The organism is Streptomyces exfoliatus (genome assembly GCF_000725545.1).
GTDB classification, from domain to species: Bacteria; Actinomycetota; Actinomycetes; order Streptomycetales; family Streptomycetaceae; genus Streptomyces; species Streptomyces exfoliatus.
In genome coordinates this window covers 183616-208244 of record NZ_JNZP01000013.1, presented here as the reverse complement: position 1 = coordinate 208244, position 24629 = coordinate 183616, and the positions used below count along the sequence as shown (strand labels likewise).

19 protein-coding genes are annotated in these 24629 nt (G+C 71.9%); 7 read left to right on the top strand and 12 right to left on the bottom strand.

Translation table 11 applies throughout. The features are described 5' to 3' along the window. Positions 1-12: 12 nt before the first annotated feature. Complete coding sequence (locus IO20_RS0116705) at positions 13-2316, top strand: heavy metal translocating P-type ATPase (protein WP_030552949.1); 2304 nt, start codon at positions 13-15, stop codon at positions 2314-2316. Positions 2317-2821: 505 nt separating this feature from the next. Here IO20_RS0116705 and IO20_RS0116700 read toward each other — a convergent pair. Next, the gene (locus IO20_RS0116700; RefSeq protein WP_030213252.1) at positions 2822-4111 is read right to left on the bottom strand and encodes a citrate synthase; all 1290 of its coding nucleotides are present in this window, start codon (positions 4109-4111) and stop codon (positions 2822-2824) included. A gap of 179 nt (positions 4112-4290) precedes the next feature. Further along, on the bottom strand, positions 4291-6516 hold the full coding sequence (recD2, locus tag IO20_RS0116695) for an SF1B family DNA helicase RecD2 (protein WP_030552947.1): 2226 nt from the start codon (positions 6514-6516) through the stop codon (positions 4291-4293). Positions 6517-6648: 132 nt separating this feature from the next. Here recD2 and IO20_RS0116690 point away from each other — a divergent pair, with 132 nt between their 5' ends. Together IO20_RS0116690 and IO20_RS0116685 are read left to right on the top strand one after the other, a co-directional pair. Further along, on the top strand, positions 6649-6885 hold the full coding sequence (locus IO20_RS0116690; protein WP_030552946.1) for a type II toxin-antitoxin system VapB family antitoxin: 237 nt from the start codon (positions 6649-6651) through the stop codon (positions 6883-6885). Beyond that, the gene (locus IO20_RS0116685; RefSeq protein WP_030552945.1) at positions 6882-7298 is read left to right on the top strand and encodes a PIN domain-containing protein; all 417 of its coding nucleotides are present in this window, start codon (positions 6882-6884) and stop codon (positions 7296-7298) included. Before IO20_RS0116690 ends, IO20_RS0116685 begins: the two co-directional genes overlap by 4 nt. A 114-nt stretch (positions 7299-7412) precedes the next feature. On the opposite strand, the gene IO20_RS0116680 is transcribed toward IO20_RS0116685, so the two are convergent. Genes IO20_RS0116680 through IO20_RS0116670 form a run of 3 tightly spaced genes read right to left on the bottom strand, consistent with a single transcriptional unit; the run spans position 7413 to position 10512 of the window. Then, positions 7413-8186, bottom strand: coding sequence for a sugar phosphate isomerase/epimerase family protein (locus IO20_RS0116680; RefSeq protein WP_051874615.1), 774 nt, complete (start codon positions 8184-8186; stop codon positions 7413-7415). A gap of 26 nt (positions 8187-8212) precedes the next feature. Continuing rightward, the gene (locus IO20_RS0116675) at positions 8213-9364 is read right to left on the bottom strand and encodes a dihydrodipicolinate synthase family protein (protein ID WP_030552943.1); all 1152 of its coding nucleotides are present in this window, start codon (positions 9362-9364) and stop codon (positions 8213-8215) included. Beyond that, positions 9361-10512, bottom strand: coding sequence for a Gfo/Idh/MocA family protein (locus tag IO20_RS0116670; RefSeq protein ID WP_030552942.1), 1152 nt, complete (start codon positions 10510-10512; stop codon positions 9361-9363). The genes IO20_RS0116675 and IO20_RS0116670 overlap by 4 nt, the downstream gene beginning before the upstream one ends. 137 nt (positions 10513-10649) lie before the next feature. Here IO20_RS0116670 and IO20_RS0116665 point away from each other — a divergent pair, with 137 nt between their 5' ends. Both IO20_RS0116665 and IO20_RS0116660 read left to right on the top strand, forming a co-directional pair. After that, positions 10650-11696: a LacI family DNA-binding transcriptional regulator gene (locus tag IO20_RS0116665; RefSeq protein WP_030552940.1), complete on the top strand. Its 1047-nt coding sequence runs from the start codon at positions 10650-10652 to the stop codon at positions 11694-11696. 280 nt (positions 11697-11976) lie between these two features. Beyond that, entirely contained in the window at positions 11977-12648 is a 672-nt protein-coding gene (locus tag IO20_RS0116660) for a DUF4097 family beta strand repeat-containing protein (protein WP_030552938.1), read from the top strand. 58 nt (positions 12649-12706) lie between these two features. Here IO20_RS0116660 and IO20_RS0116655 read toward each other — a convergent pair whose 3' ends face one another. Continuing rightward, the gene (locus IO20_RS0116655) at positions 12707-13264 is read right to left on the bottom strand and encodes an AAA family ATPase (protein ID WP_030552936.1); all 558 of its coding nucleotides are present in this window, start codon (positions 13262-13264) and stop codon (positions 12707-12709) included. A 27-nt stretch (positions 13265-13291) separates the two neighbouring features. Beyond that, a complete protein-coding gene (locus IO20_RS0116650) occupies positions 13292-13840 on the bottom strand; it encodes a hypothetical protein (protein WP_030552934.1) in 549 nt (182 codons plus the stop codon). Between the two features lie 238 nt (positions 13841-14078). On the opposite strand from IO20_RS0116650, the gene IO20_RS0116645 reads away from it, so the two are divergent. After that, on the top strand, positions 14079-15893 hold the full coding sequence (locus IO20_RS0116645) for a glycoside hydrolase family 3 protein (RefSeq protein WP_030552932.1): 1815 nt from the start codon (positions 14079-14081) through the stop codon (positions 15891-15893). A gap of 65 nt (positions 15894-15958) precedes the next feature. Here the strand turns inward: IO20_RS0116645 and IO20_RS0116640 are convergent, their stop codons facing one another. The 4 genes from IO20_RS0116640 to IO20_RS0116625 all read right to left on the bottom strand — a co-directional run bounded on the left by IO20_RS0116640 (position 15959) and on the right by IO20_RS0116625 (position 22246). Beyond that, positions 15959-17407: an alpha/beta hydrolase family protein gene (locus IO20_RS0116640; protein ID WP_030213282.1), complete on the bottom strand. Its 1449-nt coding sequence runs from the start codon at positions 17405-17407 to the stop codon at positions 15959-15961. A gap of 99 nt (positions 17408-17506) precedes the next feature. After that, positions 17507-17923, bottom strand: a complete 417-nt coding sequence (locus IO20_RS0116635; protein ID WP_030552930.1) for a hypothetical protein — start codon at positions 17921-17923, stop codon at positions 17507-17509. A gap of 90 nt (positions 17924-18013) precedes the next feature. After that, a complete protein-coding gene (locus IO20_RS37655) occupies positions 18014-18367 on the bottom strand; it encodes a hypothetical protein (RefSeq protein ID WP_051874610.1) in 354 nt (117 codons plus the stop codon). An 81-nt stretch (positions 18368-18448) separates the two neighbouring features. After that, positions 18449-22246 (bottom strand): ABC transporter ATP-binding protein, encoded by a 3798-nt coding sequence (locus tag IO20_RS0116625; RefSeq protein ID WP_397791886.1) that lies wholly within the window; start codon positions 22244-22246, stop codon positions 18449-18451. Between the two features lie 207 nt (positions 22247-22453). On the opposite strand from IO20_RS0116625, the gene IO20_RS39745 reads away from it, so the two are divergent. Then, positions 22454-22828: a hypothetical protein gene (locus tag IO20_RS39745; protein ID WP_157850782.1), complete on the top strand. Its 375-nt coding sequence runs from the start codon at positions 22454-22456 to the stop codon at positions 22826-22828. A gap of 60 nt (positions 22829-22888) precedes the next feature. Here the strand turns inward: IO20_RS39745 and IO20_RS0116615 are convergent, their stop codons facing one another. Then, positions 22889-24571 (bottom strand): thiamine pyrophosphate-binding protein, encoded by a 1683-nt coding sequence (locus tag IO20_RS0116615; RefSeq protein WP_030552922.1) that lies wholly within the window; start codon positions 24569-24571, stop codon positions 22889-22891. Positions 24572-24629 lie beyond the last annotated feature (58 nt).

Genomic DNA, 24629 nt, shown 5'->3' with positions numbered 1-24629 from the left:
CTGGAACCGCACATGCCCCGCACCACCGTCCCGGACGTCCCCCTCACGGACCCCGCCGCCACCGGCGCCGCCGCCACCACGGTCACCGAGCTGACCATCGGCGGGATGACCTGCGCCTCCTGCGCGGCCCGCGTCGAGAAGAAGCTCAACCGGATGGACGGGGTGACCGCGACCGTCAACTACGCCACGGAGAAGGCCCGGGTGGAGCACGCGCCCGAGATCGCGGTCGACGACCTGATCGCCACCGTCGTGAAGACCGGCTACACCGCCGAGGAGCCGCCGGCCCCGGAGCCGGAGACTCCCTCCGGGCCGGGGACCGACTCCGGGCCAGGGACCGACCCCGAGCCGGAGACGGACCCCGAACTCGCCGCACTCCGGCAGCGGCTCACCGTCACGGCGCTGCTCTCCGCGCCCGTCGTCCTGCTCGCCATGGTCCCCTCGCTCCAGTTCGAGAACTGGCAGTGGCTCTCGCTGACCCTCGCCGCCCCCGCCGTCGTCTGGGGCGGACTGCCCTTCCACCGGGCCGCCTGGACCAACCTCCGGCACGGCGCCGCCACCATGGACACCCTCGTCTCGGTCGGCACCCTCGCCGCCTTCGGCTGGTCGCTCTGGGCCCTCTTCCTCGGCGACGCCGGAATGCCCGGCATGCGGCACGGCTTCGACCTGACCGTCGACCGCTCCGACGCCTCCTCCTCGATCTACCTGGAGGTCGCGGCCGGCGTCGTCACCTTCATCCTGCTCGGCCGCTACCTGGAGGCCCGCGCCAAGCGGAAGGCGGGCGCCGCGCTCCGCGCCCTGATGGAACTCGGCGCCAAGGACGTCGCCGTACTGCGCGAGGGCACGGAGGTACGGATCCCGGTCGCCGCGCTGCGTGCCGGCGACCTCTTCGTCGTACGCCCCGGGGAGAAGATCGCCACCGACGGCACCGTCGCCGAGGGCGCGTCGGCGGTCGACGCGTCCCTGCTCACCGGCGAATCGCTGCCGCTCGACGTCACCGAGGGCGACCCGGTCACCGGCGGCTGCGTCAACGTCTCCGGCAGGCTGGTCGTCCGCGCCACCCTCGTCGGCGCCGACACCCGGCTCGCCCGGATGGCGAAGCTCGTCGAGGACGCCCAGAACGGCAAGGCCGAGGTGCAGCGGCTCGCCGACCGCGTCTCCGCCGTCTTCGTCCCGGCCGTGATCCTCATCGCGCTCGGCACCCTGGTCGCCTGGCTGCTCGTGACGGACGACCCGACCGCCGCGTTCACCGCCGCCGTCGCCGTCCTGATCATCGCCTGCCCCTGCGCCCTGGGCCTCGCCACCCCGACCGCCCTCATGGTCGGCACCGGCCGGGGCGCCCAGCTCGGCATCCTCATCAAGGGACCCGAGGTCCTGGAGTCCACCCGCCGCGTCGACACGGTCGTCCTCGACAAGACCGGGACGGTCACCACGGGCCGCATGCGGCTGACCGGTGTCCACGTGTACGGGGGGAAGTACGGCACCGACGCCACCGACGAGGTCCGGCTGCTGCGGCTCGCGGGCGCCCTGGAACACGCCTCCGAACACCCGGTGGCCCGCGCCGTCGCGGCCGGCGCCGCCGAGCGGTGCGGGGAGCTGCCCGTACCGAAGACCTTCGAGAACGTCCCCGGGCTCGGCGTGCGCGGCTCGGTCGACGGCCACCTGGTCCTCGTCGGGCGCGCCGCCCTGCTCGCGGCCGAAGGCGTCGAGATCCCGGCCGGCGCCCCCGGGCCCGGCGCCGTCCACGTCGCCTGGGACGGGGTGGCCCGGGGCACCCTGACCGTCGCCGACACCGTCAAGGACACCAGCGCCGAGGCGGTGGCCCGGCTGCGCGGCCTGGGGCTGCGGCCCGTGCTGCTCACCGGCGACCACCGGGCGGTGGCCGAGGCCGTGGCGGCCGAGGTGGGCATCGACGAGGTGATCGCGGAGGTGCTGCCGGAGGAGAAGGCCGAGGTCGTCCGGCGGCTCCAGGCGGAGGGCCGGACGGTCGCCATGGTGGGCGACGGGGTGAACGACGCCGCCGCGCTCGCCGTCGCGGATCTCGGTCTGGCCATGGGGACGGGTACGGACGCCGCCATCGAGGCGAGCGATCTGACGCTGGTCCGGGGCGATCTGCGGGTCGCGGCGGACGCCATCCGGCTGGCGCGGCGGACCCTGGCCACGATCAAGGGAAACCTGGGCTGGGCCTTCGGCTACAACCTCGCCGCGCTGCCCCTCGCGGCGGCCGGCCTGCTCAACCCGATGATCGCGGGTCTGGCCATGGCCCTTTCGTCCGTGTTCGTCGTATCCAACAGCCTGCGGCTGCGGCGCTTCGCGTGAATTCACCCACACGTGACGCACAGGACCTTCACAAGGAGATCTAGATCACAGATATTGGGGGGTAACCATCTGGGCTGTTCGCGAGTCTAAGTGGGCGATGCCAGAGAACGTCTTGGGGGACGTTCATCGGGAGGTCTTGGGGGACGTCCCGTTGGCAAGCGTTGAGCCGGGGGACGTGCACCGGGGAGCTTTGAGCGGCCCTCCCGTACGTACCCCGGCAGACCGCGTCGTCGCCACCCGCGCTCCGCGCAGCCACCGCTGACGCGGCAGACGCCCGGCCCGGATCCCGTGGGGGGAATCCGCACCGGGATATGGGAAGCGCCCCGACCGTCGACCCGTGGGGGGATCGGCGGCGGGGCGCTTCTCGCACACCTCTTCTTTGAGGCTCGGTTCGCCTCCGGGGCGCTGGAGCACCGACGCGCCCCTTCGGCTCCCTCGCCGCAAGGGGTGCACCCCCGGTCACGGCGAAGCGGCCGGGGGCGCGCGCCCGGTCACAGCGAAGCTGCTAGCGGGCCTCGACCGGGACGAAGTCGCGGAGGACCTCGCCCGTGTAGATCTGGCGCGGGCGGCCGATGCGGGAACCCGGCTCCTTGATCATCTCGTGCCACTGGGCGATCCAGCCCGGGAGGCGGCCGAGCGCGAAGAGCACCGTGAACATCTCGGTCGGGAAGCCCATGGCGCGGTAGATCAGGCCCGTGTAGAAGTCCACGTTCGGGTAGAGGTTGCGCGAGACGAAGTACTCGTCGGAGAGCGCGTGCTCCTCCAGCTTGAGCGCGATGTCGAGCAGCTCGTCGGACTTGCCGAGGGCCGAGAGGACATCGTGCGCCGCCGCCTTGATGATCTTGGCGCGCGGGTCGAAGGACTTGTACACCCGGTGGCCGAAGCCCATCAGGCGGACGCCGTCCTCCTTGTTCTTCACCTTGCGGATGAAGGAGTCGACATCGCCGCCGTTGGCCTTGATGCCTTCGAGCATCTCCAGGACCGACTGGTTGGCGCCACCGTGCAGGGGGCCCCACAGGGCCGAGATGCCGGCGGAGATCGAGGCGAACATGTTCGCCTGCGAGGAGCCGACCAGACGCACGGTGGAGGTCGAGCAGTTCTGCTCGTGGTCCGCGTGCAGGATCAGCAGCTTGTCCAGCGCGGAGACGACGACCGGGTCGAGTTCGTACTCCTGCGCCGGGACCGAGAAGGTCATGCGCAGGAAGTTCTCGACGTACCCGAGGTCGTTGCGCGGGTAGACGAAGGGGTGACCGATCGACTTCTTGTACGCGTACGCCGCGATCGTCGGCAGCTTGGCGAGCAGCCGGATCGTGGAGAGGTGGCGCTGCTCCTCGTCGAACGGGTTGTGGCTGTCCTGGTAGAAGGTGGACAGCGCCGAGACCACCGAGGACAGCATCGCCATCGGGTGGGCGTCGCGCGGGAAGCCGCGGAAGAAGTTCTTGACGTCCTCGTGGACCAGCGTGTGCTGCGTGATCTCGTTCTTGAAGGTCGCGAGCTCGTCGACCTTGGGAAGCTCACCGTTGATCAGCAGGTACGCCACCTCAAGGAAGGTGGAGCGCTCCGCCAGCTGCTCGATGGGGTAACCGCGGTACCGCAGAATCCCCTGCTCACCATCGAGGTAGGTGATCGCGGATTTATAGGCGGCGGTGTTGCCGTATCCGCTGTCCAGGGTGACCAGACCGGTCTGGGCTCGGAGTTTTCCGATGTCGAAGCCCTTGTCGCCGACGGTGCTCTCGACCACCGGGTAGGTGTATTCACCGTCCGCGTACCGCAGTACTACAGAGTTGTCGCTCACGTCATCCCTCACCGACGTAGTGCCTCTTCTTCGAGGTGCCCTGACTGTCTCTACCATCCCCCATTTGGCTCAGGAGAGTGCACTCGGGGTCGACCATTGGGCCAATCGGCGGCACTCAGTGCCGCCAACCTTCATATCCTGCCCCCTTCGCCCCGGTTCCGGTAGTCCTCCGTGATCTTTCACACGAGGGTGCGACCTGTGAGCCGAAACGCGAGTGCGGTAAAGCGTCGGCCCGCGGACACGGTTCGGACCGCCTGGGCGATGGCCCGGCGGGAGCCGACCAGGACGACCAGCTTCCGGGCCCGGGTCACCGCCGTGTAGAGCAGGTTCCGCTGGAGCATCATCCACGCGCTCATGGTGACCGGGATCACCACGGCCGGATACTCGCTGCCCTGCGAACGGTGGATGGTGACCGCGTAGGCGTGGGCGAGTTCGTCCAGCTCGTCGAAGTCGTACGGCACCTCCTCGTCCTCGTCCGTCCGCACGGTCAGCCGCTGTTCGACGGCGTCGAGCGCGGTGACGACACCGACCGTGCCGTTGAAGACCCCGTTGGCTCCCTTGTCGTAGTTGTTTCTGATCTGGGTGACTTTGTCACCCACGCGGAAGACCCGGCCGCCGAACCGCTTCTCGGGCAGGTCCGGGCGGGCCGGGGTGATCGCCTGCTGCAGCAGTCCGTTGAGCGAGCCCGCGCCCGCCGGGCCCCGGTGCATCGGTGCGAGGACCTGGACGTCCCGGCGCGGGTCGAGCCCGAACTTGGCCGGAATCCGGCGGGCCGCGACGTCCACGGCGACCCGGGCGGCGTCCTCGGTCTCCTCCTCCACGAAGAGGAAGAAGTCCGGCAGCCCCTCGGTCCTGGGCGGCACGCCCGCGTTGATCCGGTGCGCGTTGGTGACGACTCCGGACTCCTGGGCCTGCCGGAAGATACGGGTCAGCCGGACCGCCGGTACGGGGCTTCCCGGGGCGAGCAGATCGCCGAGGACCTCGCCCGCGCCGACCGAGGGAAGCTGGTCCACATCGCCCACGAGCAGCAGATGGGCGCCCGGCGCCACCGCCTTGACCAGCTTGTTCGCCAGGAGCAGGTCGAGCATCGAGGCCTCGTCGACCACGATCAGGTCGGCGTCGAGGGGCCGGTCGCGGTCGTAGGCCGCGTCACCGCCCGGCTTGAGCTCCAGGAGCCGGTGCACGGTGGAGGCCTCGGTGCCGGTCAGCTCGGCGAGCCGCTTGGCGGCCCGGCCGGTGGGGGCCGCGAGGACGACCTTGGCCTTCTTGGCGCGGGCCAGCTCCACGATGGACCGCACCGTGAACGACTTGCCGCAGCCGGGTCCGCCGGTGAGCACGGCGACCTTGCGGGTGAGGGCGAGCCGTACGGCCTCCTCCTGCTCGGGCGCGAGCGAGGCCCCCGTGCGGTCCGCGAGCCAGGCGAGGGCCTTGTCCCAGGCCACGTCCCGGAAGGCCGGCATCCGGTCCTCCTCGGTGCCGAGCAGCCGCCGCAGCTGCCCGGCGAGCGACAGCTCGGCCCGGTGGAAGGGGATCAGGTACACGGCGGTGACGGGCGTCCCCTCGGGGCCCGGCACCACTTCCCGTACGACCCCCTCGGGGTCCTCGGCCAGCTCGGCGAGGCACTCGATGACGAGCCCCGTGTCGACCTGGAGGAGTTTGACGGCGTCGGCGATCAACCGCTCCTCGGGGAGGAAGCAGTGCCCCTGGTCGCTCGACTGCGACAGCGCGTACTGCAGGCCGGCCTTCACCCGGTCCGGGCTGTCGTGCGGGATGCCCACGGACTGCGCGATCTTGTCGGCGGTGAGAAAGCCGATGCCCCAGACGTCGGCGGCGAGCCGGTAGGGCTGGTTCTTCACGACGGAGATCGAGGCGTCCCCGTACTTCTTGTAGATCCGGACCGCGATGGAGGTGGAGACGCCGACGCCCTGCAGGAAGACCATCACCTCCTTGATCGCCTTCTGCTCCTCCCAGGCCGCGGTGATGTTCTTGGTGCGCTTGGGGCCGAGACCCGGGACCTCGATCAGGCGCGCGGGAGCGTCTTCGAGGATGTCGAGGGTGTCGAGCCCGAAGTGCTGGGTGATGCGGTCGGCGAAGACGGGGCCGATGCCCTTGACGAGACCGGAGCCGAGGTAGCGGCGGATGCCCTGGATCGTGGCGGGCAGCACGGTCGTGTAGTTGTCCACGGTGAACTGCTTGCCGTACTGCGGGTGCGAGCCCCAGCGACCCTCCATCCGCAACGACTCCCCGGGCTGCGCCCCCAGCAGCGCGCCGACGACCGTGAGCAGGTCGCCGGCGCCGCGGCCGGTGTCGACCCGGGCGACCGTGTACCCGCTCTCTTCGTTGGCGTAGGTGATCCGCTCCAGGACCCCTTCGAGCACTGCCGGACCACGACCCTCGTTGGACATGCGCCGACCGTAGCGAAACCCACCGACAAGGGGTGCGGGACTGTGGACAACTCCCGCTCCGGGGGACCGGCCCTGAGCTACGACGTGGGAAGAGTGGGCGCTCTTCCCACATGGTGCGCTTGGAGGGTGATCATGGGTGTGACCAACGTGGATGCGGACGACGACGTACTCGCCGAGGCCGCGAAGCTTCTTGGTACGCCCACGAAGAAGGACACGATCAACACGGCGCTCGAAGACGTCGTAAGGCGCCATCGCCGCAGGGCCGCGTACCAGCGCCTCGCGGAGCGGGGCGCACGAGGTGAACTGGAGCCCACACGCCGAGCATGGGAAGCCCGCAAGGCCGCCCAGCACGGCGAGGACGCCGAGTGATCACGTACCTCATCGACACCAGTGCGTACGTTCACCTCGGCATCGATCCCGCCGCGCACCGCCGTTGGGACGCCGAGATCGAAACGGGCGCTATCGGCACGTGCGAGGCCACCAGGGCGGAAATTCTTTTCACCGCCGCCGGCCCGGACGACCGCGACGAGATCGGCGAGACCCTCTCCGCCACGATCGGAACCGTGCTTGTCCCCAAGGACGCACGGCGACGGGTGGAAACCGCCCAGTACAAGCTGACGCAGAAGGGTCAGCACCGTGCGGCGGGCGTCGTCGATCTCCTTCTCTGCGCCGCGGCGGTCCACCACGGGTTGACCATCCTGCACCGGGACAACGACTTCGTCACGGTGGCCCGCGTCCTCAAGGAGGTCGAGCAGCACGACGTCCGGCACCTGGGCGGGTGACCGCGCACAGGCAGCGCGCCGGGCGCCGTACGCACACGGCCGCCCGGCCCCGCACGGCCGGGCGGCCTCGCCTCGGCCCCTCCGCACCGGGGCCGGGCAGCTCGATGGAGCCGGTCAGACCGCCAGGAACCGGTCCAGCGTCTCCTCCAGGACCTTCACGCCGTCCCGGGCCCACAGGTCGTCGTTGAAGAGCTCCACCTCGACCGGGCCCGTGTAGCCGGCCTTCTCGACCAGGTCCGCCCAGGCTCGGAGGTCGATGCAGCCCTCGCCCAACTGCCCCCGGCCGTTGAGGACACCGGCCGGCAGCGGGGTGGTCCAGTCGGCGAGCTGGAAGGTGTGGATCCGGCCCTCCGCGCCCGCGCGTTCCACCGCCGCCGGGGCGCGGTCGTCCCACCACAGGTGGTACGTGTCGACGGTGACGCCCACCTGCTCGGCGGGGAACCGCTCCGCGATCTCCAGGGCCTGGTCCAGGGTGGAGACCGCACACCGGTCGGAGGCGTACATCGGGTGCAGCGGCTCGATGGCGAGCCGGACACCCCGCTCCCCCGCGTACGGGGCGAGCGCGCCGATCGCCTCGGCGATGCGGGCCCTGGCCGACGGCAGGTCCGGGCAGGCGGGGCTGAGGCCGCCGGAGACCAGGACGAGGGTGTCGGTGCCGAGCGTCACGGCCTCGTCGATCGCCGCGCGGTTGTCCGCCTCCCACCCGTCCGAGGTGAAGAACCCGCCCCGGCAGAGGGTGGTGACGGTGAGGCCCGCGTCGCGGACCAGCGCGGCCGCCGCCTCGACCCCGTACTCCTGGACCGGTGCGCGCCACAGGCCGATGCCCGGGACTCCCAGTCGGAGACAGTGCTCGACCAGTTCGGGCAGGGCGAGCTGTTTCACCGTCATCTGGTTGATGCTGAAGCGGTCGAGGTTCACTGCGGCACTCCGTGCACCGTGAGGAGGGATCGCATCCGGGCCTCGGCGAGCGCCGGGTCGGGGAAGAGGCCCAGCCCGTCGGCGAGTTCGTACGCGCGCGCCAGGTGCGGCAGCGAACGGGCGGACTGCAGGCCGCCGACCATCGTGAAGTGGTCCTGGTGGCCGGCGAGCCAGGCGAGGAGGACGACGCCCGTCTTGTAGAAGCGGGTCGGCGTCTGGAAGAGGTGCCGGGAGAGGGCGACCGTCGGGTCGAGGGTCGCCCGGAAGCCCTCGACGTCACCCGTGTCCAGGGTCCTGACGGCGTCCGCCGCCAGTGGGGCCAGCGGGTCGAAGATGCCGAGCAGGGCGTGGCTGAAGCCCTGTTCGTCGCCGGCGATCAGCTCCGGGTAGTGGAAGTCGTCGCCCGTGTAGCAGCGGACGCCCTCCGGGAGGCGGCGGCGGAGTTCGACCTCGCGCCGGGCGTCGAGGAGGGAGACCTTGATGCCGTCGACCTTGTCGGGGTGGGCCTTGATCACGTCGAGGAAGGTCTCGGTGGCGGCGTCGAGGTCGGCGGAGCCCCAGTAGCCCTCCAGTGCCGGGTCGAACATCGGGCCCAGCCAGTGCAGGATCACCGGTTCGCCCGCCTGGCGGAGGAGGTGCCCGTACAGGTCGAGGTAGTCCTCGGGTCCGGAAGCGGCGGCGGCGAGCGCGCGGGAGGCCATCAGGATGGCCTGGGAGCCGGTCTCCTCGACGAGGGCGAGCTGCTCCTCGTACGCCTTGCGGACCTCGGCCAGGCCGGCGGGTCCCGCGAGCTGGTCGGTGCCGACGCCGCAGGCGATCAGGCCGCCCACGCTCCGCGCCTCCGCCGCGCTGCGGCGGATCAGCTCGGCGGCGCCGTTCCAGTCGAGGCCCATGCCGCGCTGGGCGGTGTCCATGGCCTCGGCGACCCCGAGGCCCTGGGACCAGAGGTGGCGGCGGAAGGCGAGGGTGGCGTCCCAGTCGACGGCGGCGGGCGAGTCGGGGCTGGTGTCGGCGTACGGGTCGGCGACGACGTGGGCGGCGGAGAAGACCGTACGGGAGGTCAGGGCGCCGGACGTGGTGAGCGCGAGGGGCTCGGCGCGGGGGTGGTACTCCCGTACGCCGCCGTCGGGTCCTGGCAGGCGGATCACAGGCCGACCTCCGGGACGTCGAGGCGACGGCCCTCGGCGGCGGACTTCAGGCCCAGCTCGGCGAGCTGGACACCGCGGGCGCCGGCGAGCAGGTCCCAGTGGTACGGCTCGCCGAGGACGACGTGCCGCAGGAACAGCTCCCACTGGGCCTTGAAGCCGTTGTCGAACTCGGCGTTGTCGGGGATCTCCTGCCACTGGTCGCGGAAGGACTCGGTGACGGGGATGTCGGGGTTCCAGACGGGCTTCGGCGTGGCCGAGCGGTGCTGGACGCGGCAGCCGCGGAGTCCGGCGACGGCGGAGCCGTGGGTGCCGTCGACCTGGAACTCGACGAGTTCGTCGCGGTTGACGCGGACCGTCCAGGAGGAGTTGATCTGGGCGACGGCGCCGCCCTCCAGCTCGAAGATGCCGTACGCGGCGTCGTCGGCGGTGGCCTCGTAGGGCTTGCCCTGCTCGTCCCAGCGGCGCGGGATGTGCGTGGCGACGTGCGCGCTGACGCTGGTGACCCGGCCGAACAGCTCGTGGAGCACGTACTCCCAGTGCGGGAACATGTCGACGACGATGCCGCCGCCGTCCTCCGAGCGGTAGTTCCAGCTGGGGCGCTGGGCGTCCTGCCAGTCGCCCTCGAAGACCCAGTAGCCGAACTCTCCGCGTACGGAGAGGATCTCGCCGAAGAAGCCGCCGTCGATGAGGCGCTTCAGCTTGAGCAGGCCCGGCAGGAACAGCTTGTCCTGGACGACGCCGTGCCTGATGCCCTTCTCGGTGGCGCGCCTGGCGAGGTCCAGGGCGCCGGCCAGGTCGGCCGCCGTCGGCTTCTCGGTGTAGATGTGCTTTCCGGCGTCGATGGCCTTGGTGAGCGCTTCGACGCGGGCGGAGGTGACCTGGGCGTCGAAGTAGATGTCGATGCTGTCGTCGGCGAGGACGGCGTCGAGGTCGGTCGACCACTCGGTGAGTCCGTGGCGCTCGGCGAGCGCGCGCAGGGCGGGCTCGCGGCGGCCGACGAGCACCGGCTCGGGCCAGAGGGTCTCACCGTTGCCGAGGTCGAGGCCGCCCTGTTCGCGCAGGGCGAGGATCGAGCGGACGAGGTGCTGGCGGTATCCCATGCGTCCGGTGACGCCGTTCATGGCGATGCGGACTGTCCTGCGTGTCACGAAGTGTTCCTCTCCCCGGTGTTCCGCGTTCCTGACGGAAAGTGCCTTCTCTCTGCGATAGAAAGCGCTTTCCATCGAGGATGACGCTAGCCTGCCGACATCGCCGTCGACAAGGGCCCCGGAGGTACGCACACACGATGACCGTCACCCTGGCGGACGTGGCCGCCCGCGCGCGGGTCTCCCCCGCCACCGTCTCCCGCGTCCTCAACGGCAACTACCCGGTCGCGGCGTCGACCCGCGAACGGGTCCTGCGTGCCGTGGACGAACTGGACTACGTCCTCAACGGCCCCGCCAGCTCCCTCGCCGCCGCCACGTCCGACCTGGTCGGCGTCCTCGTCAACGACATCGCCGACCCCTTCTTCGGGATCATGGCGAGCGCGGCGCAGGGCGCGATCGGCGAGGGCGCGGCCGGGCGCGGCGGGGGCGAGAAGCTCGCCGTCGTCTGCAACACCGGCGGCTCCCCCGCACGCGAGCTGACCTACCTCACCCTGCTCCAGCGGCAGCGGGCCGCGGCCGTGATCCTCATGGGCGGCTCACTGGAGGACCCGGAGCACCTGACGGCCACCGCGGCCAAGCTGGCCAGGCTGGCGGAGGCGGGGACCCGGGTCGTGCTGTGCGGACGCCCGCCGGTGCCCGGCGACGCGAACACGGCGGCGCTCGTCTTCGACAACCGGACCGGCGCGCGGCAGCTCACCGAGCACCTGCTCGGACTCGGCCACCGGCGCATCGGCTACGCGGCCGGGCCCGCCGACCGCACGACGACCCGGCACCGGCTCGAAGGCCACCGGGCGGCACTCACGGCGGCCGGTGTCCCGGAGGGGCCGACGGTCCGCGGCGCGTACGACCGGCAGGCCGGCTACGAGGCGACGGCCGAACTGCTCGCCCGCGACCCGGACCTCACGGCGATCGTCGCCGCCAACGACACGGTGGCCCTCGGCGTCTGCGCGGCCCTGCGGGACCGGGGCCTGGACATCCCCGGCGACGTGTCCGTGGCGGGCTTCGACGACCTGCCGTTCTCGGTGGACGCGGTCCCGGCCCTGACGACGGTACGCCTCCCGCTGCACGGGGCGGGCGTCCGCGCGGGCCGTCTGGCCATGGGCACGGAGGAGCCTTCGGCGGGCGGCCCCGAGACGGTCCCGGCGGAGCTGGTGGTGCGGGGGTCGACGGGACGACCCCGCGGGTAGGCACTCGCCCTCCGGACGCCGTCGCGAGCAGCGCTCGCGGCGGCGTTCGTCGTTTCCGCATGCCCCCGATGGAGCTTTCACCTCCAGCTCATTGCAACACTCCGGAGTGGAGTCGTTGCGTTAGACCGCAGAATCATTGCAATGAAATTGCCGCACCCACCTGCAGCAACGCGGACTTGAGGCGTGCAATCTGTTGCCATATCAGCGAACGCAACGTAGCTTTTCACTCATCGGAAACAGCGGGCCGACAGAGCGCACGCTGACGAAGAAGGAGCTCATCATGCAGAAGTTCGCCACCCCCGCCGCCATCGTCACCGTCCTCGACATCCCCGCCGGGCTCATCCGGCTCGCCGCCTCGGACCGGACCGACACCACCGTCGACGTCCGGCCCGCGAACGCCGCCAAGGGCGCCGACGTGAAGGCCGCGGAGCAGATCACGGTCGAGTACGGAGACGGTGTCCTGCGGATCGCGGCCGCCCCCGCGAAGAACCGGATCCTGGGCGACTCCGGGTCCGTCGAGGTGACCGTCCAGCTCCCGGCCGGCTCCCGCGTCGAGGCGAAGACGGCCGCCGGCGAACTCCGCGGCACCGGACGGCTCGGCGACGTCACCTTCGAGGGCGCGCAGGGCACGGTCACGCTCGACGAGACCGCGAACGCCCGCCTCGCCCTCCTCTCCGGCGACATCACGGTCGGCCGCCTCGGCGGCCCCGCGGAGATCAGCACCCAGCAGGGCGACCTCCGCGTCGCGGCGGCCACCCGCGGCACGGTCGTCCTGCGCACCGAGTCCGGCGCGATCTCCGTCGACGCCGCCCCCGGCGTCTCCGCGACGCTCGACGCCGGCACCGCCTACGGCCGGATCCACAACGCGCTCGCCAACACCGGGGGCGCGGCGGCGGAGCTGAGCATCCGGGCCACCACGTCGTACGGCGACATCACGGCCCGCAGCCTCTAGGCCGCGTCCCTCAGGTCACGTCCCCGGCGTCGGACCGTCGCGCCAGGCCCCGGGGACGTCAGGCGGCCGGGGACGTCAGGCCCGTCGCCTTCAGTACCGCGTCCACCGTCTCCTCCACCGCTTGGTCCGCGTTGTCGATCCAGATGCCCTCGCCGGAGAGTTCCGCGCGCATCGCCTCGTCCAGGAACGCCCAGTTCGTCGTCAGCTTCTTGTGGCGGGCGTTGTTGCGCTCCCAGGCCTTGTCGGGGCCGGGGGCCAGGAAGACGACGTGGAGCGGTCCCGCCTTCACCTGGGAGCGGTAGAAGTCGAGGTGGGAGCGGCGGACGACGACGTCGTCGACGACCGGCAGGAAGCCGGCCGTGACGAAGCTGTCCGCCAGGAGGCAGGCGTTGCGGGCCCGGAGGAAGATCTGGCGGTCCGCCTCCGGGTCGCCGTCGGGGTCCGGCCAGTGGCCGCCCCGGACGATCAGGTTCTGGAGCTCGTCGACCTCGATGTGCGCGGACATCGCGAACCGGGCCGCGAGGGCGGCCGCGACGGTGGACTTGCCGCTGCCGGGTATGCCGCTGAGCAGGACGGCTCCCGGGGCGGGAGTGCGGTCGACGGGTACGAGATCCATACCGGCACCCTAAGCCTGTCGTTCGGATCAGTAGGTCAGCGTTCCGCTCTCCTGGGCGTCCCACGGGCCCGTACTGCCCGGGGTGTTGCCGACTCCGTCCTGGAGCGTCATGGTTCCGGTCCCCGTCACCCGGTGGTAACGGCCGGCGCGGGTGGCCGGTTCGACGACGAACGTCGCGTGGAGGACGTGAGCGTTGTCGCCGACCTTGCAGTACGCGCCGCCGAGCTGCTTCCGCCAGCCGAAGTCAGCCTGGCCGGGCCGCCGGTGGAAGGTCACGGTGCTGTCGTCGGCGAGCGGCTGGCAGCCCTGCGCGTCCCAGGTGCCGGAGGTCCGCAGGTCGACGACGACCGGGAGGGTCTCGTAGCCGTAGGGGAGCCCCGACCCGTTCGCGAAGGACTCGAACCGCCAGTGGCAGGCGTCCGGCAGGCCCGGCTCGCAGGAGACGACCGAGCCGTCGGTGCCGGACTCGGAGAGCGCGATGTTCTGCTGCACGGCGGCGGCCGAGGCCTGTCCCGCCGTCAGGAGGGTCGCGAGCAGGGCGCCGGAAAGCGCCCGGCGCGCCAGTTTCATGTTCATGCCGTCAGTGAACGCCCGGCGGCCGCGGGTACCGGATGACAGGCGTGCGCTGTCCCCCGGAGGGGGCGGAGAAGCGCCCGAATGGTCCGCCACGGCCGCCGGGGGTGTCCTGCCGGTCGGGCCCGGCTCGCGCGGGCGATTCGTGCGCGGGTCCTTGACCTGGCAGTTACTTTCGGGCTATCCGTGTCTCCTTGGAAGTTTCCTTCACTTCACTCTCGCACGGCCGGAAGGAGCATCAGTGCACCACCGCGCCCCCGCCCCCTCCCGACGCACCCTCCTCACGGTGACCGCCGCAGCCGCCGCGGCGGCCGTCACCGGGTTGAGCACGCCCGCCCATGCCGACCAGGACGACAGGCTCCGGCGGATCATCGACCGCATGTCCCTCGAGGAGAAGGTCGGCCAGCTCTTCGTGATGCGGGTGTACGGCCACTCCGCGACCGCCCCCGACCAGGCCGACATCGACGCCAACGTCAAGGAGATCGGCGTCCGTACGGCCGCCGAGCTGGTCGAGCGCTACCACGTGGGCGGGGTCATCTACTTCGCCTGGGCCCACAACACCCGCGACCCGCAGCAGATCGCCGAGCTCTCCAACGGCATCCAGCAGGCCGCGCTCGCCCAGGACACACCCGTCCCGGTGCTCATCTCCACCGACCAGGAGCACGGCATCGTCTGCCGGGTGGGCGAGCCCGCGACCCTGGTGCCCGGGGCGATGGCCCTCGGCGCCGGCGGCTCGCACGCGGACGCCCGCAAGGCCGCGCAGATCGCGGGCACGGAGCTCGCGGCGGTCGGCATCCGGCAGAACTACGCCCCGGTCGCCGACGTCAACGTCAACCCGGCCAACCCGGTCATCGGGGTCCGTTCCTTCGGCTCCGACCCGGCGGCGGTCGCCGGTCTGGTCGCCGCGCAGGTCAAGGGGTACCAGCGGGCCGGGGTCGCCGCCACCTCCAAGCACTTCCCGGGGCACGGCGACACCGCCGTCGACAGCCACTACGGTCTGCCGACGATCACCCACACCCGGGCGCAGTGGGCCGAGCTGGACGCCCCGCCCTTCGAGTCGGCGATCGACGCCGGGATCGACTCGATCATGACCGCGCACATCGTGGTCCCGGCGCTCGACCCGAGCGAGGACCCGGCGACGCTGTCCCGGCCGATCCTCACCGGCATCCTGCGCGAACAGCTCGGCTACGACGGCGTGGTGGTCACCGACTCGCTCGGCATGGAGGGCGTGCGGACCAAGTACGGCGACGACCGGGTCCCGGTGCTCGCGCTCAAGGCCGGGGTGGACCAGCTGCTCAACCCGCCGAAGCTGGACGTCGCGTGGAACGCGGTCCTGGCGGCGGTCAGAGGCGGCGAGCTGACGGAGGCCCGGCTCGACGAATCGATCCTGCGGATCCTGCGCCTCAAGGCGAAGCTGGGCCTGTTCCGGAACGCGTACACGACCCGGGCCGGTGTCGAGCGGGTGGTCGGGACCGCCGCCCACCTCGCCCAGGCGGACCGGATCGCCGAGGCCACCACGACGCTGCTCCTCAACGAGGACGGCTTCCTGCCGCTGAGCCCGGCCTCGCACGGCCGGGTCCTCGTCGTCGGCGCCGACCCGGCCTCGCCGTCCGGGACCACCGGGCCGCCCACGACCACCCTCGCGACGGCCCTGGGGGAGCTGGGGTTCACCGCGACCGCGCTCTCCACCGGGATCACCCCGACGGCCGCGAAGATCGAGGAGGCGGTGGCGGCGGCGGCAGGGAAGGACGTGGTCGTCGTCGGTACGTACAACGTCACCGCGGCCAGCCCGCAGCGCACCCTCGTGGCGCGGCTCGTCGCGACCGGGGTGCCCGTGGTGACGATCGCGATCCGCAACCCGTACGACATCGCCCGGATCGCCGGCCAGCGGGCGACGCTGGCGTCCTACTCCTGGACGGACGTCGAACTCCGGGCGGCCGTAAGGGTCCTGGCGGGCCGGGCGCGGCCGAGGGGCCGGCTCCCGGTCCCGGTGCAGGACGCGGACGAACCGGCGAAGGTGCTGTATCCGGTCGGCCACGGACTCTCGTACAGCTGACACGACGGTGCCCGGTGCTCCTCCGCCGAGGATCACCGGGCACCTGACGAGCCGAGGGTTACGGGTTACGGCCGCAGGCCGTGCTCCCGGGTGACGTCCTCGTCGACCGCCTTGTCGAGGCGGGCGTCGAAGCGCGCCAGCGGCTGCGCCGCCTGGACGGCCGGGGCGGAGACGCCGGCCCAGGCCAGGATGCGGGCGGTGGCGTTCTCCCGCTCGGCGTCGACGAGCCCGGCCACGTTGGCTCCGTGGTTGGCGCCCGGCGCCGTGTAGACGTAGCTGTCGCGCGCGCCCTTGCCGAGGTGGAACGGCTCGGCGCCCCACGGGTCGTTGCCGCCGTAGACGAACAGCATCTGGTTCGCGTTCCTGCGCACCCAGTTGTCGACGTCCCGCATGACCTGCGGCTGGAACTTCATCGGGATCGAGCTCGGCACGAAGTTGCGGGCCGGCTGGTAGCCGTAGCGGCTGAGGCCCGCGAGGTGCGGCTGCTGGATGGTCGGCGAGCCGAGCTGGGTCGCCGCCTGGTAGTAGTACGGCGTGTAGTACTCCAGGCCCTGGTCGGCGTAGGCGGACCAGCCGGAGTAGGCGTCGATCGTCTCGTAGACGACGTCGTCGGTCGCGGTCTTCGCGTCCGGGATCTGGTCGCAGACGTCCTCGCCGTAGTACTGCCAGAAGCCCCACACGAAGTCGAGGACGACGGCCTCGTAGGCCTTGTCGAGGGTGCCGACCGTGTTGAAGGTGGCGCCCTCGGCCTCCGCCCACTCCTTGTACTTCTTCTGCAGCGGCTCGCGGCGGATCAGGGCCTCGCGCTGCATGTCGTTGAGGCGGTCGCGGCACTCCTTGGTGCCGACGTTGGCGAAGAAGCGGTCGTAGGCCGAGTCCTCGTTGTTCACCACGTCGTTGGGGGCGACGTAGGCGACGACGCCGTCCATGTCCTTCGGGTAGAAGCGCTCGTAGTAGGTGGCGGTCATGCCGCCCTTCGAGCCGCCGGTGGAGAGCCAGTTCTCGGCGTAGATCTTCTTCAGGGCGGTGAAGATCCGGTGCTGGTCGCTGGCCGCCTGCCAGATGTCGAGCTTCGACCAGTCGGCCGGCTGCGGGCGCGACGGCGTGAAGAAGCGGTACTCCATGGAGATCTGGTTGCCGTCGACGATCCGGGTCGGCTCGCTCCGGCTCGGAGTGGTGCTCAGCCCGTAACCGCTGGTGCGGAAGACGGTGGGACGGTCCGTGCCCTTGTGGAGGACGGAGATCCGCTGCTGGAAGGTGCCCGCCCACGGGCGTCGGTGGTCGATCGGCTGCTCGTAGTTCAGGACGAGGTAGCGGTAGCCGGCGTACGGCTTCTCCTCGATCAGGGTCATCCCGGGGATGGCCAGGATGCGGTCCTTGATGTCCGTGCTCTGCGAGTCGGCGACAGCCGTGCTGCTGTCGGCCTCCGTGTTCGCGGCGGTGGCCACGCCCGTGGAGCCGACGGTGCCTATGAGCACCGAGAGCGACACCAGCCATCTGAGCGACTTGCGCATTCGTCCTCCCCTTGGTTCACAACGGTGTCGCGAACCTAGCGGGGGCAACGTGTGGACCGCCAGACCCAGTTGGTCCTTACCCTTGGACTTTCCTGTACATCAGCACAGGATCCAGGCCGTGGAGGTTCCCCGGCCGGCCACCGCACCGGACGCGCGGACGCAGCGGTTGAGGGCGTGGACGGTGACCGGGCCGGTCTGCCGGGTGTACCGGCCGGACTTGACGGCGGGCCGACCGCCGCGCGGCTGGAGGGAGACGCTCATCGGGCGGGCGGAGCCGGGGCGCTTGGCGACGGTGACGGCGCACGCGTAGTGGCGGGTCTTGTAGAGGCGCAGCTCGCCGGTGGCGAAACGGTACGTCTTGGTCGGCCGGCCCTGGCAGACGGAGGCGGCTTCGGCGGTGCCGGTGCCGGGCCCCGGACCGGGGAGCACGAGCAGGGCGAGGGCGGCGAGGAGCGGGGCGAGGACCCGGGTGAGCAGCCGTCGGCCGCGCCGTGGGTTCTGCGTCTCCGTGAGCATGCGTTCCCCTCCCGAATGGATCAGCGTACGGGCGTACGACGCGCCCGACCCCGGAATGGTTGCCTCCGGCCCGGGGGCCAAGAGACAGGCCTACGAGAAGGCGGTGAGGAGGAAGAGGAGGAAGACGCCCTCGGCGCCGAGCTGGGTCCAGAAGGCCGCCCGGCGGACGTCGGGGCGGGAGGTGCTCTGCACGGTCACCAGCGCCGCGAGGCCGATCGCCAGGCTCACCAGGTACAGGAACCCGGGGGTGCCGTCGCAGGCCTCCCCGTAGGTGAGGCAGCGGGCGGTGTTCTCACGGGTGAGCACCAGGATGCCGGCGAGCAGGCTCGCGGGCAGGAACAGCCCGGCCCAGAGCACGGACCGCTTGCGCAGACGCGCGCCCTCGACGTCCGGCGGGGTGACGGGGACGGGCGAGGCGGCGCGGGTGCGGGAGTCGTTGCTCATGCCCCGATCCAACCCCGTCGGGCGGAGGCCGGACCATCCGCCCGGATACTCATCTCCTCATCCGGGCGGATCACCTCCTGCTCACACCCGTTCCGGCTCCTCCTCGTCCACCGACTCCCCGATGAACGTGCGCCACAGCGTGGCGTACCGGCCGTCCAGGGCGAGGAGTTCCTCGTGGGTGCCGTCCTCCGCGACCCGGCCGTGGTCCATGACGATGACGCGGTCCGCGCGGGCCGCCGTGGTCAGCCGGTGGGCGACGACCAGGGTGGTGCGGCGGCCCGAGATGCGGTCGGTGGCCTGGTTGACCTGGGCCTCGCTGGCCAGGTCGAGGGCCGCCGTCGCCTCGTCGAGGAGGAGCACGTCCGGGTCGACCAGCTCGGCGCGGGCGAGGGCGATGAGCTGGCGCTGCCCCGCGGAGAGGTTCCGGCCCCGCTCGGCGACCTCGTGGAGGTAGCCGCCGTCGAGGGTGGCGATCATGTCGTGCGCGCCGACCGCGCGGGCCGCCGCCTCCACCTGGGCGTCGGTCGCCTCGGGACGGCCGTAGGCGATGGCGTCGCGGACCGTCCCGGCGAAGAGGTACGCCTCCTGGGGGACGACGCCCAGCCGGTGGCGGTACGCGGTGAGGTCGAGGTCCCGCAGGTCGGTGCCGTCGGCCGTGACCCGGCCGCCGGTCGGGTCGTAGAACCGGGCGACCAGCTTCACCAGGGTGGACTTGCCCGCCCCGGTCTCGCCGACGAAGGCGACGGTCTGCCCGGCCGGGATGCGCAGGTCGATGCCGGTGAGGGCGGTCTCCTTCTTGGCGGTGCCGTCCTCTCCCCCGTACGCGAAGGAGACGTCCTCGAAGGCGATCTCGCCGCGCAGGGACAGCACGTCCAGGGGGGCGTCGGCGGCGGCCGTCGACGTCGGCTCCTGGAGGAGTTCCTGCATCCGCTTCAGCGAGACGGCGGCCTGCTGGTAGCCGTCGAAGACCTGGGAGAGCTGCTGCACGGGGGCGAAGAACAGGTCGATGTAGAGGAGGTAGGCGACGAGCGCGCCGGTGGTGAGCGTGCCCGCCTCGATCCGGTTCGCGCCGACGATCATGACGGCGGCGGCGGCCACCGAGGACAGCAGGGTCACGAACGGGAAGTAGATCGAGATCAGCCACTGCCCGCGGACGCGCGCCTCGCGGTAGGAGTCGCTGCGCTCGGCGAACCGGGCCGCGCCCGACCGCTCGCGGCGGAAGGCCTGCACGATCCGCAGGCCGGAGACCGACTCCTGGAGGTCGCCGTTGACGACGCTGATCCGCTCGCGCGCCAGCTCGTACGCCTTCACGCTGGAGCGGCGGAAGAAGTACGTGGCGACGGCGAGGACCGGCAGGGTCGCGAAGACGACCAGGGCGAGCTGGAGGTCGAGCACGAGCAGCGCGACCATGATCCCGAAGAAGGTCACGACGGAGACGAAGGCGGTGACGAGTCCCGTCTGGAGGAAGGTGGACAGGGCGTCCACGTCCGTCGTCATCCGGGTCATGATCCGGCCGGTGAGTTCGCGCTCGTAGTAGTCCAGGCCGAGCCGCTGGAGCTGGGCGAAGATCTTCAGGCGCAGCGCGTACAGGACCCGTTCGCCGGTGCGGCCGGTCATTCGGGTCTCCGCGGTCTGCGCGACCCACTGCACGAGCACGGTGACCAGGGCGAGCGCGGAGGCCGCCCAGACGGCCCCGATCGCGAGCCGGTTCACGCCCTCGTCGATGCCGTGCCGGATCAGGATCGGAAGCAGCAGGCCCGCGCCGGCGTCGAGGGCGACCAGGCCGAGGCTGATGAGCAGCGGGACGCCGAAGCCGCGCAGGAGCCGGCGCAGCCCGTACGCGTCCTCGGGCGACACCGCGCGGGCCTCGTCGATGTCGGGGGTGTCGGCGGCGGGCGGCAGGGCCTCGACCGCGGCGAGCAGCTCGGGGGTGGCTCCGGGCACCTCGCTCTCCCGGTCGGCGGCCTCGTCCCGTACCCACAGGGTCGGGGTGATGCCCCGTTCGGCGTCGAACTCGGCGTCCAGCTCGGCCCGCAGGGTGCGGTCCTCGGGGACGTCGGGCGGGGCGATGTGGCCGGGCGAGACGGCGCCCAGCTCCTCGGGGTCGGTGAGGAGGCGCCGGAAGAGCGGGGAGTGCTCCTCCAGCTCGGCCTGGGTGCCGAGGGCGGCGAGCCGGCCGTCCTCCAGGACGGCGATGCGGTCGGCGAGGTTGAGGGTGGAGCGGCGGTGCGCGATGAGCAGGGTGGTGCGGCCCGCCATCACCGATTTGAGGGCCTCGTGGATCTCGTGCTCGACGTTGGCGTCGACGGCGGAGGTGGCGTCGTCGAGGAGGAGCAGCCGGGGGTCGGTGAGGATCGCGCGGGCGAGCGCGACGCGCTGGCGCTGGCCGCCGGAGAGGGTCAGGCCGTGCTCGCCGACCTTGGTGTCGTAGCCCTCGGGCAGCTCGGCGATGAAACGGTCCGCCTGGGCGGCGCGGGCGGCGGCCTCGATCTGCTCCTGGGTGGCGTCCGGGAGGCCGTACGCGATGTTGGCGCGGACGGTGTCGGAGAAGAGGAAGGAGTCCTCGGGGACGAGCCCGACGGCGGCGCGCAGCGAGTCGAGGGTCAGCTCGCGGACGTCGTGGCCGCCGACGAGGACGGCGCCGTGGGAGACGTCGTAGAAGCGGGGCAGGAGGAGGGAGACGGTCGACTTCCCGGAGCCTGAGGCGCCGACGACGGCGACGGTCTCGCCGGGGCGGATCTCCAGGGAGAAGCCGTCGAGGACGGGGGTGCCGTCCTCGTACGCGAAGGACACGTCGTCGAACTCGACGGTGGCGGGGGCGTCGGCCGGCAGTTCCCTGGTGCCGTCCTGGATGACCGGCTCGGTGTCGATGAGGTCGAGGACCCGGTCGACGCCGGCGCGGGCCTGCTGGCCGACGGTGAGGACCATGGCGAGCATGCGGACCGGGCCGACGAGGGAGGCCAGGTAGGCGGAGAAGGCGACGAAGGTGCCGAGGGTGATCTGGCCCTTGTAGGCGAGCCAGCCGCCGAGGGCGAGGACGGCGACCTGGCCGAGGGCCGGGACGGCCTGGAGGGCGGGGGTGTACTTGGAGTTCAGCCGCACCGTCCGCAGCCGTCCGGCGAACAGCTTCCGCCCGGCCTCGCGGATCTTGCCGGTCTCCTGGTCCTCCTGGCCGAAGCCCTTGACGACCCGGACGCCGGTCACGGCTCCGTCGACGACCCCGGCGACGACACCGGCCTGCTGCTGCGCGTACCAGGTGGCGGGGTGGAGGCGGGTGCGGCTGCGCTTGGCGATGAACCAGAGGGCGGGGGCGACGGCGAGGGCGACGAGGGTGAGCGGGATGGACAGCCAGGCCATGACGGCCAGCGAGATGAGGAAGAGCAGCACGTTCCCGATGGTCATCGGGAGCATGAAGAGCAGGCCCTGGATCAGCTGGAGGTCGCTGGTGGCCCGCCCGACGACCTGGCCGGTGGACAGCTCGTCCTGACGCCGCCCGTCGAGCCGGGTGATGGTGGCGTACATGTCGGTACGCAGGTCGTGCTGGACGTCGAGGGCGAGGCGTCCGCCGTAGTAGCGGCGGACGTAGGTGAGGACGTAGACGAGGACGGCGGCGCCGATGAGGAGGCCGGTCCAGACGCCGAGGTCGCGGGTCTTCGTCCCGATGACGTCGTCGATGATCACCTTGGTGACGAGCGGCACGAGGGCGAGCACGGCCATCCCGAGCAGGGAGGAGCCGAGCGCGAGGATCACGTTCGCCTTGTACCGCCAGGCGTATCCGGTGAGCCGCCGGGCCCAGCCCTGCCGCCCGTCCGCCGCCGGTCGCCCGTCGGCCGCCGGTTGTCCGTCCGCCGCCTGTTTGTGCTGCCCCACCGCCGCCACGAATGGCCTCCCGTCCGTCCTGCTCTACCGGAAGGCCCAACGCGGCCGACGTGCGATTTCATCCCGCCGCAACGAAGAACGGGACAAGACCGGTCGCTGGTCCTAGGACCTCGGAGGCGGGGCCGGGAGAGAAGTGAGGCCCGGCCTGGGTAGGAAGCGGTGGACGTCGGAGGGCGGTTCGTAGGGTCGGAGGGGAAGGGGAGGTCCGTGACGCGGGTCGAGGACGGGAAGTACTACGCGTGGGGGCGGCTGTACGCGGCGCTGGGGGCCCTGGACGGGCTCGCGGTGGCGGGCAGGGTCGTGGCCGTGCCGGAGGCGGGGATGAGGAGGGCGGTCGGTAAGCCCCGCACGGTGTGCGAGGAGCTCCTGAGAGAGTCGGGCAACCGCGTGTTCACCGCCCGGCAGAAGGGCGGCGCCGTCGCCGAGGCCGCCGCCGAGGTCCTCGCCGACGTCGGGCGGCTGATCCGCCCGGAGCCGATGGGCCGGAACGGGCTCGGCGAGGTGGAGGAGAAGAGGTTCCGGGAGGGGTACGCGGCGCAGCTCGCCGAGTACCGGGAGCGGTGGGGAGAGCTCGTCGGCTGAGGCACCGCGGCCGTCCGGCCCCCGCCGCCCTCGCGAGGGTGGGCCGGACGGTCTTCCGGGTCAGAGGTGCGTCGGCTCGAACATCCGCAGCAGGGCCGGGAGGACCACCACCGACGGGCCGGGGGTCGCGAGGGCCTTCGTGAGGTCCGCCGTCAGGGATTCCGGGCTCGCCAGGGTCCCGGGGACACCGAAGGACTCCGCCAGGGCGACGAAGTCGGGGCGGGTCAGTTCGGTGCCCGTGGTCTCGCCGAAGGCGTCCGTCATGTACTCGCGCAGGATGCCGTAGCCGCCGTCGTCGACGATAAGCCAGGTCACGTCGAGCCCGTACTGCCTCGCCGTCGCCAGCTCCGCGATCGAGTACATCGCGCCGCCGTCGCCGGAGACCGCGAGGACCGGCTGGGACGGGTCCGCGACGGCCGCGCCGAGGGCGGCGGGGAAGGCGTAGCCCAGGCCGCCCGCGCCCTGCGCCGAGTGCATGGTGTTGGGGTGCCGGGCGTCGAAGGCCGACCACGCCCAGTACGCCAGGATCGTCATGTCCCAGAAGCTCGGCGAGCGGGCCGGCAGCGCCGCCCGTACGGCCGCGACGACCTGCTGTTCCAGGTCCAGGTCCTGCGCGGCGATCCGTTCCCTGACCTTGGCGAGGACCGTACGCACCCGCTCGGGGGCCGTCGGGTCCCGCCGCTCGGGGGCCGTCTCCAGGAGCGCCTGGAGGGCGAGGCGGGCGTCCGCGTGGATGCCGAGCGCCGGGTGGTTGGACTCCAGCTTCCCGGCGTCGGCCTCGATCTGGATCACCCGGCCGCGCGGGGCGAACGTGTGGTAGTTCGAGGACAGTTCGCCGAGGCCCGAACCGACGACGAGGAGGACGTCGGCGTCCTCCAGGAAGTCGGTGGTGTGCCGGTCCTCCAGCCAGGACTGGAGCGACAGCGGGTGCTCCCAGGGGAAGGCGCCCTTGCCGCCGAAGGTGGTGACGACGGGGATGTCCAGGCGCTCCGCGAGCGCGCGGAGCTTGCCGGAGGCGTCGGAGCGTACGACGCCGCCGCCCGCGATGATCGCGGGCCGCTCGGCGTTCGCCAGGAGGTGGGCCGCGAGCGCCGTCAGCTCGGGGCGCGGGGCGATGTCCTCGGGCGTCGCGTCCATCGCCGTGACCACGGGCAGCGCCGTCTCCGCGACGAGCACGTCCTGCGGGATCTCGACCCAGACCGGCCCGTGCGGGGCGGTGAGCGCCGACTCCCAGGCCGCCGCGATGGCGGACGGGATCTGGGACTGCGTACGGACCGTGTGGACGGACTTGACCACGTCCCTGAACGAGGCCTGCTGGTCGCGCAGCTCGTGGAGGTAGCCGTGGCGACCGCCGCCGAGGCCGGCCGCCGGGATCTGGCTGCCGATCGCGAGGACGGGCGCGGAGGCGGCGGCGGCCTCCTGGAGCGCGGCGAGCGACATGAGCGCGCCGGGTCCGGTGGAGAGCAGCAGCGGGGCGGCCTCGCCGGTGATCCTGCCGTACGCGTCGGCGGCGAAGCCGGCGTTGTTCTCGACGCGGAGGCCGACGTACCGGAGGGAGGAGCGGCGCAGCGCGTCGAACATGCCGAGCGCGTGCTGGCCGGGGAGTCCGAAGACCGTGGTGGCGCCGAGCCCGGTGAGGGTCTCGATGACGAGGTCGCCGCCGTTGCGCCCGGGGGGCGGGTTGAGCGCGGCCTCGGTCTGTGCGGCGGTCGGGCGCAGGACCAGGTCGTGGTCGTGGGTCATGGACGTCCCTCTGGCGTGGCGTGGTCGGTACGGTGCGGCCCGGTGGCCGGGTCGTGCC

Excerpts from the sequence above, each read along its gene's own strand:
- IO20_RS0116705 (WP_030552949.1), top strand. The coding sequence starts at position 13 with ATGCCCCGCACCACCGTCCCGGACGTCCCCCTCACGGACCCCGCCGCC.
- recD2 (WP_030552947.1), bottom strand. The coding sequence starts at position 6,516 with ATGTCCAACGAGGGTCGTGGTCCGGCAGTGCTCGAAGGGGTCCTGGAG.
- IO20_RS0116690 (WP_030552946.1), top strand. The coding sequence starts at position 6,649 with ATGGGTGTGACCAACGTGGATGCGGACGACGACGTACTCGCCGAGGCC.
- IO20_RS0116680 (WP_051874615.1), bottom strand. The coding sequence starts at position 8,186 with ATGACGGTGAAACAGCTCGCCCTGCCCGAACTGGTCGAGCACTGTCTC.
- IO20_RS0116665 (WP_030552940.1), top strand. The coding sequence starts at position 10,650 with ATGACCGTCACCCTGGCGGACGTGGCCGCCCGCGCGCGGGTCTCCCCC.
- IO20_RS0116660 (WP_030552938.1), top strand. The coding sequence starts at position 11,977 with ATGCAGAAGTTCGCCACCCCCGCCGCCATCGTCACCGTCCTCGACATC.
- IO20_RS0116655 (WP_030552936.1), bottom strand. The coding sequence starts at position 13,264 with ATGGATCTCGTACCCGTCGACCGCACTCCCGCCCCGGGAGCCGTCCTG.
- IO20_RS0116650 (WP_030552934.1), bottom strand. The coding sequence starts at position 13,840 with ATGAACATGAAACTGGCGCGCCGGGCGCTTTCCGGCGCCCTGCTCGCG.
- IO20_RS0116640 (WP_030213282.1), bottom strand. The coding sequence starts at position 17,407 with ATGCGCAAGTCGCTCAGATGGCTGGTGTCGCTCTCGGTGCTCATAGGC.
- IO20_RS0116635 (WP_030552930.1), bottom strand. The coding sequence starts at position 17,923 with ATGCTCACGGAGACGCAGAACCCACGGCGCGGCCGACGGCTGCTCACC.
- IO20_RS37655 (WP_051874610.1), bottom strand. The coding sequence starts at position 18,367 with ATGAGCAACGACTCCCGCACCCGCGCCGCCTCGCCCGTCCCCGTCACC.
- IO20_RS0116615 (WP_030552922.1), bottom strand. The coding sequence starts at position 24,571 with ATGACCCACGACCACGACCTGGTCCTGCGCCCGACCGCCGCACAGACC.